The organism is Agrobacterium sp. 6Ca8 (assembly GCF_055382765.1).
In genome coordinates this window covers 796,160-808,438 of sequence record NZ_AP026434.1, presented here as the reverse complement: position 1 = coordinate 808,438, position 12,279 = coordinate 796,160, and the positions used below count along the sequence as shown (strand labels likewise).

The window sequence follows — 12,279 nt, the reverse complement described above, 5'->3', positions numbered from 1 at the left end:
CATGGAGGGGACTACCAATGGCAACACGAAACACGAGCGGTCTGGCGCGGGTTATGCTTGCGCCTTCGGTGCTGCTTTTGCTGGTGTGGATGATCGTGCCCCTGGCGATGACGCTGTGGTTTTCGTTCCAGAACTACAATCTGCTCAACCCTGCCAATGTCAGCTTTGCGGGCCTGTTCAATTACCAGTATTTCTATACCGATCCGGCCTTCTTCCAGTCGATCTTCAACACGCTTGCCATCGTCGGCGGCGTGCTTCTGATCACCGTCATCGGCGGTATTGCGATTGCGCTTCTGCTTGACCAGGACATCTTCGGTCAGGGCATCGTGCGCATTATGATCATCTCGCCCTTCTTCGTCATGCCGCCTGTTGCGGCGCTGGTGTGGAAGAACATGATCATGCATCCCGGTTACGGCGTGCTTGCCGATCTGTCGCGCTTCTTCGGCCTGCAGCCGGTCGACTGGTTCGCGCAGTTTCCGCTGCTCTCCATCATCATCATCGTCGCCTGGCAATGGCTGCCCTTTGCCACGCTGATCCTGCTCACCGCCCTCCAGTCGCTCGATGGCGAGCAGAAGGAAGCGGCCGAGATGGATGGCGCCAACTTCATCAACCGCTTCATCTACCTGACGCTGCCGCATCTTGCCCGCGCCATCACCGTCGTCATCCTCATCCAGACGATCTTCCTGCTCGGCGTTTACGCGGAAATCCTCGTCACCACCAATGGCGGCCCGGGTTATGCCTCGACCAACCTTGCCTTCCTCATCTATCGCACGGCGCTTCTGGGCTACGACGTCGGCGGCGCATCGGCCGGGGGCATCATCGCCGTCGTGCTCGCCAATATCGTCGCCATCTTCCTGATGCGCGCCGTCGGCAAGAACCTCGACCGTTAAGGAGAAGCGATCATGGCCCGCAAGACAACGACACGCGCAAAGATCGGCTTCACCATCGCGGCATGGGCCGTGGCGTTGCTGCTGTTCTTCCCGATCCTTTACGCCTTCCTCACCTCGATCAAGACCGAGCCGGAGGCGATTGCAGGCTTCAGCCTCATTCCCTCGGGCACGCTCGAAAACTACATCACCGTGCAGACCCAGCGCGATTACTTCAAGCCGTTCATGAACTCGGTCGTGCTGTCGCTCGGCTCGACGATCATCGCGCTCATGATCGCCATTCCCGCCGCCTGGGCCATGGCATTCTCGCCGACCAAACGCACCAAGGACATTTTGATGTGGATGCTCTCCACCAAGATGATGCCGGGGGTGGCGGTGCTGGTGCCGATCTACCTGATCTTCCGCAATGCCGGCCTGCTCGATACCCGCATTGGGCTGACCGTCATGCTCACCTTCATCAACCTGCCGATCGTGGTGTGGATGCTTTATACCTACTTCCGCGAAATCCCCGGCGAGATCCTGGAAGCAGCCCGCATGGATGGTGCCTCGCTCTGGAACGAGATCGTGCATGTACTGACCCCAATGGCGGTTCCGGGCATTGCCTCGACGCTGCTCCTGAACGTCATTCTCGCCTGGAACGAATCCTTCTGGACCATCCGGCTGACGACCACCAATGCGGCACCGCTGACGGCCTTCATCGCCTCCTTCTCCTCACCGCAGGGGCTGTTCTGGGCCAAGCTCTCGGCCGCCTCGATGATGGCGATCGCCCCCATTCTCGTCATCGGCTGGTTCTCGCAGAAACAACTCGTGCGTGGCCTCACCTTTGGCGCCGTGAAATAAGGAACGACAATAATGGGCAGCATTTCCCTTCAGAACGTGTCCAAGCTCTTCGGCGAGGCAAAAGTCATCCCGTCGATCGATCTCGATATCCATGACGGCGAGTTCGTCGTCTTCGTCGGCCCCTCCGGCTGCGGCAAGTCAACGCTGCTGCGCCTGATTGCCGGGCTGGAAGACGTCTCCGGCGGCAGAATAGTCATCGACGGCAACGACGCCACCGAAAAGGCCCCGGCCGAGCGCGGCCTTGCCATGGTGTTCCAATCCTATGCGCTTTATCCGCATATGAGCGTGCGCAACAACATCGCCTTCCCGCTGAAGATGGCCAAGCTCGACAAGGCTGTCATCGACAAGAAGGTCGACGATGCCGCCCGCATCCTTAACCTCACCGATTATCTCGAACGCCGGCCCTCGCAACTGTCCGGCGGCCAGCGCCAGCGCGTCGCCATCGGCCGCGCCATCGTGCGCGAACCGAAGGCGTTCCTGTTTGACGAGCCGCTCTCCAACCTCGATGCGGCGCTGCGCGGCACCATGCGGCTGGAAATCTCCGAGCTGCACAATACGCTGAAGACGACGATGATCTACGTCACCCACGACCAGGTGGAAGCCATGACCATGGCCGACAAGATCGTGGTCCTCAACCGCGGCAATATCGAGCAGGTCGGCTCGCCCATGGAGCTTTACCGCTCGCCCGCCAACCTCTTCGTCGCCGGCTTCATCGGCTCGCCGCGCATGAACCTGGTGACCGGCGACTACGCCCGGCAAAAGGGTGCGACCACCGCCGGCGTGCGGCCCGAGCACCTGACGCTGTCGAAAGAAACCGGCCTGTGGCAGGGCAAGGTCACGGTCGCCGAGCATCTCGGCTCCGACACCTTCCTCCACCTCGACGTCCCCGGCATCGGCCCCATCACCGCCAGAACCGACGGTGAATTCGAATGCAAACACGGCGATACCGTCTTCATCACACCAGATGATGCCAAAATCCACAGGTTCGATGACAAGGGCATCGCGATATGACGCCTTAAGTTCAGGCCTCGTCGATCCTGACACCGTTTCGGTCAAAAACATGAAGCCGTTCCTGCGGGAAACCGACCCGCATGGACTTGCCCGGCTGTAACAGCGCCCGATCAGACGAAAACAGCTTGAAGGGCAATCCATGCACGGTCAGGTGCAGGATGATGCCGAGACCCGTCGGCTCGACGAGATCGACGGTCGCCTCGACAGCACCATCCGCAGGCGAGACGGTGACATGTTCCGGCCGGATACCGAGTGTGACCGGCTCACCATCGGCAAGCTTCACGTCGCGGCCGAGTTCGAGGCGTGTGCCATCGCCGAGCACGACGAAACTACCGCCATTCTCCCGTCCGAGCCGTCCTTCCAGAAAATTCATGCCCGGCGAACCGATAAAACCAGCGACGAACAGATTGGCTGGGCGATCGTAGAGATCGAGCGGTGCGCCGATCTGCTGCACATGGCCGGCATTCATCGCGACGATACGGGATGCAAGCGTCATCGCCTCGATCTGGTCATGGGTGACATAAACCGAGGTAGCGCCGAGATCAGCATGCATGCGCTTGATTTCGGCCCGCATCTGCTCGCGAAGCCGTGCATCGAGGTTGGAGAGTGGCTCATCGAACAGAAAGGCCTTAGGCTGGCGCACGATGGCCCGGCCCATGGCGACGCGTTGGCGCTGGCCGCCGGAAAGCGCCTTCGGACGGCGTGCCAGATAGGGATCGAGACCGAGTTTCGCCGAAGCACCGGCCACGGCCGCCGCGATTGTCTCCTTGGTGCTGCGGCGCAGGCGCAGGCTGTAGCTCATATTGTCGGCGACGCTCATATGCGGATAAAGCGCATAGGACTGGAACACCATGGCGATATCCCGGTCCTTCGGCTTGCGGTCGTTGACGCGCTCACCGTCGATGGTCAATTCGCCCGCTGAAATCTCCTCCAGACCGGCGATCATTCGCAGCAGTGTCGATTTTCCGCAGCCGGAAGGGCCGACGAGGACGATGAATTCGCCGTCCTCGATCTTCAGATCGACCCCGTGCAGGACCGCAAGGTCGCCATAGGTCTTGCCGACATTCTTCAGCTCGATGGAAGCCATGGGATTATCCTTTCACCGCGCCGGCCGTCAGGCCCTGCACGAGATAACGTTGAATGAGCAGGAAGAAGAGACAGGCCGGAATGAGCGCCAGCACACCCGCCGCCATCATCTGCCCGAAATCGACGGAAAATTTTGAAACGAAGGTCAACAGCCCGACCGGGAATGTGGCGCTCTGGTTGCCCGAAATCAGCATCAGCGCGAACAGCAACTCGCTCCACGCAGCGGTGAAGACGAAGCCCAGCGTCGCAGCGATGCCCGGCAATGTCAGCGGCAGGATGATCTGGCGGAATGCCGTGAAGCGGCTTGCCCCGTCGATCATCGCCGCCTCTTCCAGATCCTTCGGAATACCGTCGAAGAATGACTGCATGAGGAAAGTGGCAAACGGCACGTTGAAGGCGGTGTAGACGATGACGAGACCCGTCAGGCTGTTGGTGAGGCCGAGCGGCGACAGCATCTTGAAGATCGGCGCGACCAGCATGACCAGCGGAAACATCTGGGTAATCAGCATCAGCGCCACGATCCAGTATTTGCCCTTGAAGCGGAACCGCGACAGCGCATAACCGGACAGTGACGAGAGTACCGTAACGGCAAGTGCCGTGGAGCCGGCAACGATGACGCTGTTCTTAAAAAATGTCGGGAAGGCACTGTTTTCTATGACATATCGATAATGATCGAGCGTCGCGTGCGACGGCCACATTCGCACGCCTTCGCTATAAAGCAGGTCATTCGGCGTGACCGAGACCTTGAGCAGCCAGAACAGCGGAAACAGCGCAAAGACGATGTAGGCGAGGATCGCCAGGCGATGGGCAAGGGTGAGGAATATCCTTGATGTCATCGGTCAGTCCTTCTCGATAAGGCGTTGGCGCAGGAGCACGATGAGCATGGAATAGGCCAGAAGCAGCACCAGAAGTACCAGCGCGATGGCCGAGGCATAACCGAAATCGAGCCGCCGGAAGGCCTGCGTGAAGATGTAGCTCGCAACGATCTGGGTGCGGTCTGCCGGTCCGCCATTGGTCATGACGATGATGAGATCGGCAAAATTGGCGATCCAGACGGTGCGCAGCAAAACGGTGATGGCGATGGTGGGTGCGAGAAATGGGAGGGTGATGGAGGTGAAGCGCTGCAACGGGTTTGCCCCGTCAATGGAAGCGGCCTCGTAAAGATCACGCGGGATCGCCTGAAGTGCGGCAAGCAATGTGATGGCGAAGAAAGGAATGCCCCACCAGACATTGGCGATGATCGGCCCCCACATGGCAAGCTGCGGATCGGCAAGAATATTGTTGGGCGCGGAGAGAAGCCCGAGCGAGACCATCCAGTGCGGCAGCGGTCCTATGACCGGATTGAACAGCCAAGCCCAGTTGAGACCGGCAAGAAAGGTTGGCACGGCCCATGGAAGAAACACTAGCGCCTGGGCCAGCCCCCTGCCCGCGAACGGCTTGTCCAGCAGCAGCGCCAGAATGAGACCAAAGAAAAACTGCAGGAATACCGAAGCCCCCGTCCACCACAGCGTATTTTTCAGCGCCCGGTAAAAGGCCGCATCCTGCGACAGTGCCTCCAGATGTTTCAAGCCAACGAAACCGCCGGAAAAAGGATTGAGCAGCTGCACGTCGCGAAAAGCATAGGACAGGCCGAGCACCAGCGGCACCAGCATGACGGCAACAATGAGCACGAGAACCGGCGCACTATAGAGCCAGGGTTCGGCCCAGTCGGCAAAACGCTGCATTGCCGGCTTGCCGGCGCGGTTGCGCGCGGCCACGGGTCCGGCGCCATGGGCATAGGACATGATTGATCGCTCCTGATCGGACGGCGGGGCGGACAGGTTTTTCTAACGCTTCTGGCCAGCCGGTCCGCACGTTTTGAAATGGGGCCTGCCGTTTGGGACAGCCCGCAAGAACGGCCGCGCGGGTTCAAACCTCGCGCGGCCAACCGTGTGGTTTATTTGGAGGCGAGGAACTTCTGCTGCGCCTTCGTCATATAGTCAGCCCATTGCTTGGCGAGGTCTTCCGGTGAGATATCGCCAAGAAGCGCTTCCTGCGATGTCTTGATAACCAGTGAATCCTTGAAGAATGCGAATTCCTCAAGATAGGTCGGCATCTTCGTCGGCACGGCGTTCTTGTCCGCCAGTTCGTCGAACCAGCCCTTGAACTGCTCGCTGGCGTAGAAGGGGTCCTTCTCCGCCGACTTGTGCACCGGCAGCGCACCCGTCTTCTTGTTCCACTCGATATTGCCTTCCGGCCCTTCCAGCGTCTCGACCAGTTTCCATGAGAGGTCCTTGTTGGCGGATGCCGACATGATCGACCAGCCGGCGAAACCGATGGTCGGGAAGGTCTTGCCGTCAGGTCCCTTCGGCATGGTCATGACGCCGAAATCTTCCGGCTTCATGCGCTGGGCAATGGCGATAAGGGCGTCCGGATCCTGATCGAGGAAAGCGCAGGTGCCGGAATAAAATCCCGCGACGATCTCGTTGAAGCCCCAGTTGACGCTGTCTTTCGGCGCCAACCCGTTCTTGTAGAGATCGATCACATAGGTCAGGCCTTTCACCCAGCCAGGGCTGTCAAAGGTGGAGGTGCCGTCCTTGGTGAAGAACTCGTTCGATCCCGCCATGGACGCGCCGAACATGACCCAGCCGTTAAGTCCGCCCGGCCCGCCACGCAGGCAATAACCGTATTTGCCGGGAAGTGCTGCGACCTTCTTGGAGGCATCGGCGAATTCGTCGAGCGTCTTCGGCGGCTCCTTCACGCCAGCCTGTTCCAGCAGTTTCTTGTTGTAGAACATGGCCCGGAGATAAAAGCCGTAGGGAAGCATATAGGCCGTGTTCTTCACATCACGGCCGAGTTCCAGCGTGCGTTCACTCAGACCCTTGGTGTATTCCCATTTGGCGAGGTAGGGTTCGAGACTTTCGAGCATGCCGTTATTGGCATAAAGCGAAAGCCAGGTGTCGGGCATTTCCATGACATCAGGCACATCGCCGGCGGAGACCATCGTGGCGAATTTCTGGAAGGCCTCGCTCCAGGGCAGCGAGATGATCTCCACCTTGGTGCCGGGATTGGCAGTTTCGAACTTCGAGACGATGCCCTTCAGCGTTTCCGTCCGTTCGGGACTTGTAATGACCTCGACCAGTTTCAAGGTCGTATCCGCCAGCGCCGTTCCGGTCATCAGGGCGGTAAAGATTGCTGCTGCTACCAGTTTTTTCATGTCGTTCTCCCCTTTTTGTCGTCAGTTTTAAGACGCGTCAGACGGCCGAGGCCGCCTTGATCGCGGGTTCGAGATCGTTCCAGAGCGCTTCTGTGCCCTCCAGTCCGACATGCAGGCGCACGGAACGCGCGCTGATGCCGAACGTGTGGGCGGAGTTTGGCTGCGCCTTCTGTTCAAGCACCACTTCACCCGGGACGATCAGGCTTTCATGCCCACCCCAGGAAACACCCAGTTTGAAAAGCTTGAGGCGGTCGGCAAAAGCGCGCACATCCACCCCTTCCTTGAAAATGAAGGAAAACAGGCCAGACGTACCGTTGAGGCCGGGCGGCAGGCGGTTCGCCAATCCCGGATGACAAACCTTTTCCACCACATCGAGCGCCTGCAGGCGGCTGGCAATATCCAGCGCCGATGCCTGATGCGCCTTCATGCGCAGCGGCAGGGTGCGCAAGCCGCGGATGAGCAACCACGCATCGAAGGGCGACATCTTGCCACCGAGATAAGGATAGGTCTCTGCACGAATGCGGTCGATCATTGCCTTTGAACCGGCAACCACGCCGGAGACCACATCGCTGTGCCCGCCGAGATATTTCGACGCCGAATGCACGACGAGATCGACACCGAGCGAGATCGGCTGCTGGAAGACAGGGCTTGCCCAGGAATTATCGATGACGGTGACGGCGCCATGGCGCTTGCCGATCGCGGCGAGCGCACCGACATCATGGGCCTCCATCACCCAGCTAGTCGGGCTTTCCATGTAGAAGAGTTTCGCGCCGGGCATAGCCTTTTCAACCGCCGCCTCGTCGCGGCCGTCGACATAGACCACCTCGACATTCATGCGCTTCATGAAGGTGCCAAACAGGCGAAACGCATCGGGATAGACATGGCGCACCGCGACGATGCGGTCACCCGGCGAAACGAAGGAGAGAACGGTGGAGGAAATGGCCGACATGCCGCTGGCGAAGCCAAGCGCATCTTCCGCGCCCTCAAGCTTTGCCAGCATTTCCTCAAACATCCTGACGGTCGGGTTGAGCCCTCGCGTATAGACCGGCCGCACCTTTTCGCCGCGATAGGTGGAAACCATTTCGTCGTAGCTGGAAAAGGTGAAAAGCGAAGTCTGCACAAGCGGCGGGACCACAGCTTCGAAAGCGTGGGTCTCGTCATGGGCGACGATCAGAGAGGCGGGATCGAAGAGATCGTTGCCTTGGTTCATTTCGACATGTCCTTGATATCCTCCTCGACGACAGCGAGGATTTTCAGTGTTTCTTCACGGGCGGTCTCCGCATCGCCGGCGGCGATGGCGTTGAACAGCGTGCGGTGAAAGGGGAAGGAGCGGCTTGCAAAGTCCGGCCGGTCGAAAGGCTTCAGCCAGAAACGTTCGAAACCTTCGCGCATCTGCTCGAGCAGCTGCTTGAACAGCGAATTATGCGTGGCGTCATAGATGGAGAGGTGGAAGGCAAGGTCGGCCTTGCCGGACGTGCCTTCAGCCAGATGCACCCGCTCCATCTCATCGAGCCGCGCTTCCATCGTGGCGATATCCTCCACCGTGCGCCGGCGCGCCGCAGCCATCGAGGCCTCAACCTCGATGCCACGCCGGACTTCCAACGTCATTAACAACGCATCGCGCAGGCTTTCGGCATCGATGGAGATAGGCATATGCACGGTTGCGGCGGAAATCGGCTTAAGCAGATAATTGCCGCTGCCCTTGCGGCTGTCGATAACGCCCAGCGCCTGAAACTTACGGATGACCTCGCGAATGGTGGAACGGCCGACACCCAGCGCCACCATCAGCTCTCGCTCGGCCGGCAACCGATCTCCAGCCTTCAGTCCCGCCCTCTCGACGTAATCGGAGAGTGCCGCCTCGACCTGGCGCACACGGTCGCTGGGTGGAATAGGCTGCATCAGTTCGCGGCTGGATCTATCCAAGACTTACCCTTTGAATTGGTCTGACATCTTACCATTTCAAACGGTCGGTCGATTGTCAACGGGGAACGCAAGCAGCCTAAACAGGGAGATCACATCCCTGTTGAACCGCGTATTCGGGAAAAAATAGAAGGAAATTAGAGATTTGGGCGTTGGTAACGCTGGAGAAGGCTTACCGGCTGGGCAAAATTTGCGAGACGGCACAATCGACCGTGGGGCCTAGGACAGAAGGAAAAAACTTCTCCTCCGTCGCGCTCGGGCCTATCGCGAGCATCTGCCAGCTATTGATTTTACGATACGTGACTGGATCCTCGGAACGGGCCCGAGGATGACATCGAGTGTTGGGATACGTTAGTCAGGTGTCTGAGGGTGGCTGGTGCCACCCTCGCCCGTTTTGTCTTCTTACTGGCTAAGCACGGCCGCCTTGATGGTATCGATGTTGTGGTTGACCATATCGATATAGGTTGCGGCCGGGCCGTCGGCTGTCGAGAGCGCGTCGGAATAAAGCGTTCCGCCAACTTTCAGGCCGGTTTCCTTGGCAATCTGGTCCATCAACCGCTTGTCGGTGATGTTTTCGACGAAGATCGCCGAAGCCTTGTCGTGCTTGATCTGATCCACCAGCTTGGCGACGTCGGCGGCAGACGCTTCGGAATCCGTCGAGATACCTTCCGGCGCCAGGAATTCGAGACCATAGGCATGCTCGAAATAACCGAAGGCATCATGTGAGGTGATGATGTTGCGTTTTTCCGGCGGAATGGCGGCGATCTCGGTCTTCACCTTCTCGTTCAAAGCCGCGAGCTTGGCGATATAGGCCTGTGAATTGGCGGTGTAAGTTGCGCAACCGGCCTTGTCGACCTCGCAAAATGCGCCGGCGATGTTCTTCACGTATATTTCCGCATTCTTGATTGACTGCCAGGCATGCGGATCGAATTCACCGTGATTGTGTCCCTCATGGTCATGCGCTTCCTCTGCCTTGTGGTCGTGACCCGCCTCTTCCTCGGCTTCCGGATGTGCGTGACCGGCTGGCTCGTCGGAAATCCTGAGGGGTTTCACGCCCTTGGTCAGCTCCACCACCGGCGCCTTTGTGCCGCTGGTATCGATCAGCCGCTTCAGGAAGCCTTCGAATGCAAGGCCGTTCACCAGCACAACATCCGCCTTGCTGACGGCAACGGCATCGGCCGGGCGCGGCTCGTAGACATGCGCGTCGCCGTCAGGTCCGACGATCGTGGTGATTTCGACGCGGTTGCCGCCGACATTCTTCGCGAAGTCGGCAATGATCGAGAAGCTGGCCACGACCTTGAGTTCAGCCGCAGAAGCCTGCGCCATCAGGACTGGGGAAAGGGAGAGAAGGCTTACGCAGGTAGCAAGACGTAGGGTTTGGAACATGAAGGGTTCTCCTTTTTTCAAACGCTGTTTTCAGGCCGTTCTGTGACGACCGGAACCGAGAAGATCGCGAAGCACACCGCGTGTGCCGACGACGATGGACAGGACATAGATGACGCCTGCGGACAGGATGATCGCCGGACCTGATGGCAGCGACGCGTGATAGGACAGAAGCAGGCCTGCAAAACACGAGACCATGCCGATGCCGATCGAGATGAAGCACATTGGCGCGACGCGATTGGACCAGAAGCGGCTGGCGGCAGCGGGCAGCATCATCAGGCCAACCGAAAGCAGGGTTCCGAGCGCCTGAAACCCGCCGACCAGATTGAGGACGACGATGGCGAGGAAGAGGAAGTGCACGGGGCTCCCCCAGTTGCTGACCGAGCGCAGAAACAGGGGATCGAGGCATTCCGCCAGCAGCGCGCGCCAGAAAACCATCATCACCGTCAGTGTGACGACACAGATACCGCCGATCAGGCCGAGCGCTTCATTGTTCAGTGCCAGCACCGTGCCGAAAAGCACATGCATGAGATCGACACTGGAGCCGCGCCAGGAGACGAGCAGCACGCCGAGCGCCAGAGAAATGAGGTAAAAGGCTGCAAGCGAGGCATCCTCCTTCTGGATGGTGAAGCGCGAAACCGCACCGGCACCCAATGCCACCAGAAGACCGACGACCAGCCCGCCGATGGTCATCGGCAAAATCTCCAACCCGTAAAACAGAAAGCCCACCGCCGCCCCCGGCAAAATGGCGTGCGACATGGCATCACCCGTCAGGCTCATGCGGCGCAGCATCAGAAACACCCCGACCGGCCCGCAACTGACAGCAAGGATCAAGGCACCGGCAAGCGCACGCTGCATGAAGACATACTGGATGAATGGCTCGATGAAGAAATCAGACATGGATATGCGAATGCGCCTGCGAGTGTTTGGGGAAATCCTGCGGCTTTTCCGCCAGGTCGGCGTTCACCGTCGCTGCTGCGGGTTCGCACCATGGGGCGTCGCCGTCCCATGCCTCGTGAAACCGCCGTGCCTGCTGCATCATTTCGGGCCTTAAAACCTCCCGTGTCGGGCCAAAGCCCACCAACCGTCTGGCAAGCAGAAGCGTTTGCGGAAAATGCTGACGCACCAGCTCGTAGTCATGAAGAACGGCCAGAACCGTGCGCCCCTCGGCAACCCATGCTTTGATCAGCACCATGAGATCGGCGACGGTGCGCTCATCGACAGCGTTGAAGGGCTCATCCAGCAAAATCAGCTGCGCATCCTGCAACATGGCGCGGGCAAAAAGGGCGCGCTGCATCTGGCCGCCGGAGAGTGAATCGATATTGCGTTTTTCAAAGCCAGAAAGTCCGACCGCTTCCAGCACATGAGCCATGGCCGCCCGGTCCGACTGGCGATGGCGAGCGAGCAGGCCGCGTTTGGGCCAGAGACCAAGCGCGACCAGATCGCGCAACTGTGCCGGAAAGGAACGGTCGAGTTCAGACTGCTGCGGTAGATAGGCGACGGAAACGCCTGGAGTAACCCGGCATTCACCGCCAAGTGGCTTCAAAATGCCGGCGATGCCCTTCATCAGCGTCGACTTTCCCGACCCATTGGCGCCGACCACCGCCGTGAGCGACCCTTTGGCAATATCGCCATCCAGATGATGCACCGCCGCGCGGCCGGCATATCCGAGTGTCAGATTTTGAAAGGCAAGGCACGGATCGTTCATCGATCCCTCCGGGGCATGATGTCATTTGATGACCCCTCATATGTAATGTTATTACATTCGTCAAACGAATATGTAATGAAATAACATTAACTATCGGAAAGGTAGGTTCCATCTCACATTGGACGAAACCTCCAGGATCACCTCGGGGGTATGGTCGTGCCAGGTTCTGGATTCCCGGGACAAGCCGAAGGAAGCATCCGGCAAGCAATTTTTCTAAAGCCAGTTGACACGCTGCACTTATGTAATGT

12 protein-coding genes are annotated in these 12,279 nt (G+C 59.2%); 3 read left to right on the top strand and 9 right to left on the bottom strand.

Annotated elements, in window-relative coordinates; all coding sequences use genetic code 11:
* The first annotated feature begins 17 nt into the window (after positions 1 to 17).
* Genes ACZ5A6_RS17865 through ACZ5A6_RS17855 form a run of 3 tightly spaced genes read left to right on the top strand, consistent with a single transcriptional unit; the run spans position 18 to position 2,738 of the window.
* Positions 18 to 890 (top strand): carbohydrate ABC transporter permease, encoded by an 873-nt coding sequence (locus tag ACZ5A6_RS17865; protein ID WP_013761441.1) that lies wholly within the window; start codon positions 18 to 20, stop codon positions 888 to 890.
* 12 nt (positions 891 to 902) lie between these two features.
* Positions 903 to 1,727 (top strand): carbohydrate ABC transporter permease, encoded by an 825-nt coding sequence (locus ACZ5A6_RS17860; protein WP_003510506.1) that lies wholly within the window; start codon positions 903 to 905, stop codon positions 1,725 to 1,727.
* A 12-nt stretch (positions 1,728 to 1,739) separates the two neighbouring features.
* On the top strand, positions 1,740 to 2,738 hold the full coding sequence (locus ACZ5A6_RS17855) for an ABC transporter ATP-binding protein (protein ID WP_013761442.1): 999 nt from the start codon (positions 1,740 to 1,742) through the stop codon (positions 2,736 to 2,738).
* A 10-nt stretch (positions 2,739 to 2,748) separates the two neighbouring features.
* Here ACZ5A6_RS17855 and ACZ5A6_RS17850 read toward each other — a convergent pair whose 3' ends face one another.
* The 9 genes from ACZ5A6_RS17850 to aztA all read right to left on the bottom strand — a co-directional run bounded on the left by ACZ5A6_RS17850 (position 2,749) and on the right by aztA (position 12,031).
* Complete coding sequence (locus ACZ5A6_RS17850) at positions 2,749 to 3,825, bottom strand: ABC transporter ATP-binding protein (protein ID WP_025595914.1); 1,077 nt, start codon at positions 3,823 to 3,825, stop codon at positions 2,749 to 2,751.
* A 4-nt stretch (positions 3,826 to 3,829) separates the two neighbouring features.
* Positions 3,830 to 4,660 carry a carbohydrate ABC transporter permease gene (locus tag ACZ5A6_RS17845; protein ID WP_003510396.1) on the bottom strand — a complete coding sequence of 277 codons (831 nt, stop codon included), beginning with the start codon at positions 4,658 to 4,660 and terminating at the stop codon, positions 3,830 to 3,832.
* A 3-nt stretch (positions 4,661 to 4,663) separates the two neighbouring features.
* Positions 4,664 to 5,608, bottom strand: a complete 945-nt coding sequence (locus ACZ5A6_RS17840; protein WP_003510618.1) for a carbohydrate ABC transporter permease — start codon at positions 5,606 to 5,608, stop codon at positions 4,664 to 4,666.
* 152 nt (positions 5,609 to 5,760) lie between these two features.
* Positions 5,761 to 7,020 carry an ABC transporter substrate-binding protein gene (locus ACZ5A6_RS17835; RefSeq protein ID WP_003510621.1) on the bottom strand — a complete coding sequence of 420 codons (1,260 nt, stop codon included), beginning with the start codon at positions 7,018 to 7,020 and terminating at the stop codon, positions 5,761 to 5,763.
* 37 nt (positions 7,021 to 7,057) lie between these two features.
* Positions 7,058 to 8,230: a PLP-dependent transferase gene (locus ACZ5A6_RS17830; protein ID WP_025595912.1), complete on the bottom strand. Its 1,173-nt coding sequence runs from the start codon at positions 8,228 to 8,230 to the stop codon at positions 7,058 to 7,060.
* On the bottom strand, positions 8,227 to 8,919 hold the full coding sequence (locus tag ACZ5A6_RS17825; RefSeq protein WP_003510624.1) for a FadR/GntR family transcriptional regulator: 693 nt from the start codon (positions 8,917 to 8,919) through the stop codon (positions 8,227 to 8,229). Before ACZ5A6_RS17825 ends, ACZ5A6_RS17830 begins: the two co-directional genes overlap by 4 nt.
* A gap of 423 nt (positions 8,920 to 9,342) precedes the next feature.
* A complete protein-coding gene (gene aztC / locus ACZ5A6_RS17820) occupies positions 9,343 to 10,326 on the bottom strand; it encodes a zinc ABC transporter substrate-binding protein AztC (protein ID WP_003510626.1) in 984 nt (327 codons plus the stop codon).
* A gap of 30 nt (positions 10,327 to 10,356) precedes the next feature.
* Complete coding sequence (gene aztB / locus ACZ5A6_RS17815) at positions 10,357 to 11,223, bottom strand: zinc ABC transporter permease AztB (RefSeq protein ID WP_003510628.1); 867 nt, start codon at positions 11,221 to 11,223, stop codon at positions 10,357 to 10,359.
* Entirely contained in the window at positions 11,216 to 12,031 is an 816-nt protein-coding gene (gene aztA, locus ACZ5A6_RS17810) for a zinc ABC transporter ATP-binding protein AztA (protein WP_464111214.1), read from the bottom strand. Before aztA ends, aztB begins: the two co-directional genes overlap by 8 nt.
* Positions 12,032 to 12,279: the final 248 nt, after the last annotated feature.

Coding starts and splice junctions, on each gene's coding strand:
- ACZ5A6_RS17845 (WP_003510396.1), bottom strand. CDS start 4,660: ATGACATCAAGGATATTCCTCACCCTTGCCCATCGCCTGGCGATCCTC.
- aztC (WP_003510626.1), bottom strand. CDS start 10,326: ATGTTCCAAACCCTACGTCTTGCTACCTGCGTAAGCCTTCTCTCCCTT.
- ACZ5A6_RS17825 (WP_003510624.1), bottom strand. CDS start 8,919: ATGCAGCCTATTCCACCCAGCGACCGTGTGCGCCAGGTCGAGGCGGCA.
- ACZ5A6_RS17835 (WP_003510621.1), bottom strand. CDS start 7,020: ATGAAAAAACTGGTAGCAGCAGCAATCTTTACCGCCCTGATGACCGGA.
- ACZ5A6_RS17865 (WP_013761441.1), top strand. CDS start 18: ATGGCAACACGAAACACGAGCGGTCTGGCGCGGGTTATGCTTGCGCCT.
- ACZ5A6_RS17840 (WP_003510618.1), bottom strand. CDS start 5,608: ATGTCCTATGCCCATGGCGCCGGACCCGTGGCCGCGCGCAACCGCGCC.
- aztA (WP_464111214.1), bottom strand. CDS start 12,031: ATGAACGATCCGTGCCTTGCCTTTCAAAATCTGACACTCGGATATGCC.
- ACZ5A6_RS17855 (WP_013761442.1), top strand. CDS start 1,740: ATGGGCAGCATTTCCCTTCAGAACGTGTCCAAGCTCTTCGGCGAGGCA.
- ACZ5A6_RS17830 (WP_025595912.1), bottom strand. CDS start 8,230: ATGAACCAAGGCAACGATCTCTTCGATCCCGCCTCTCTGATCGTCGCC.
- aztB (WP_003510628.1), bottom strand. CDS start 11,223: ATGTCTGATTTCTTCATCGAGCCATTCATCCAGTATGTCTTCATGCAG.
- ACZ5A6_RS17860 (WP_003510506.1), top strand. CDS start 903: ATGGCCCGCAAGACAACGACACGCGCAAAGATCGGCTTCACCATCGCG.
- ACZ5A6_RS17850 (WP_025595914.1), bottom strand. CDS start 3,825: ATGGCTTCCATCGAGCTGAAGAATGTCGGCAAGACCTATGGCGACCTT.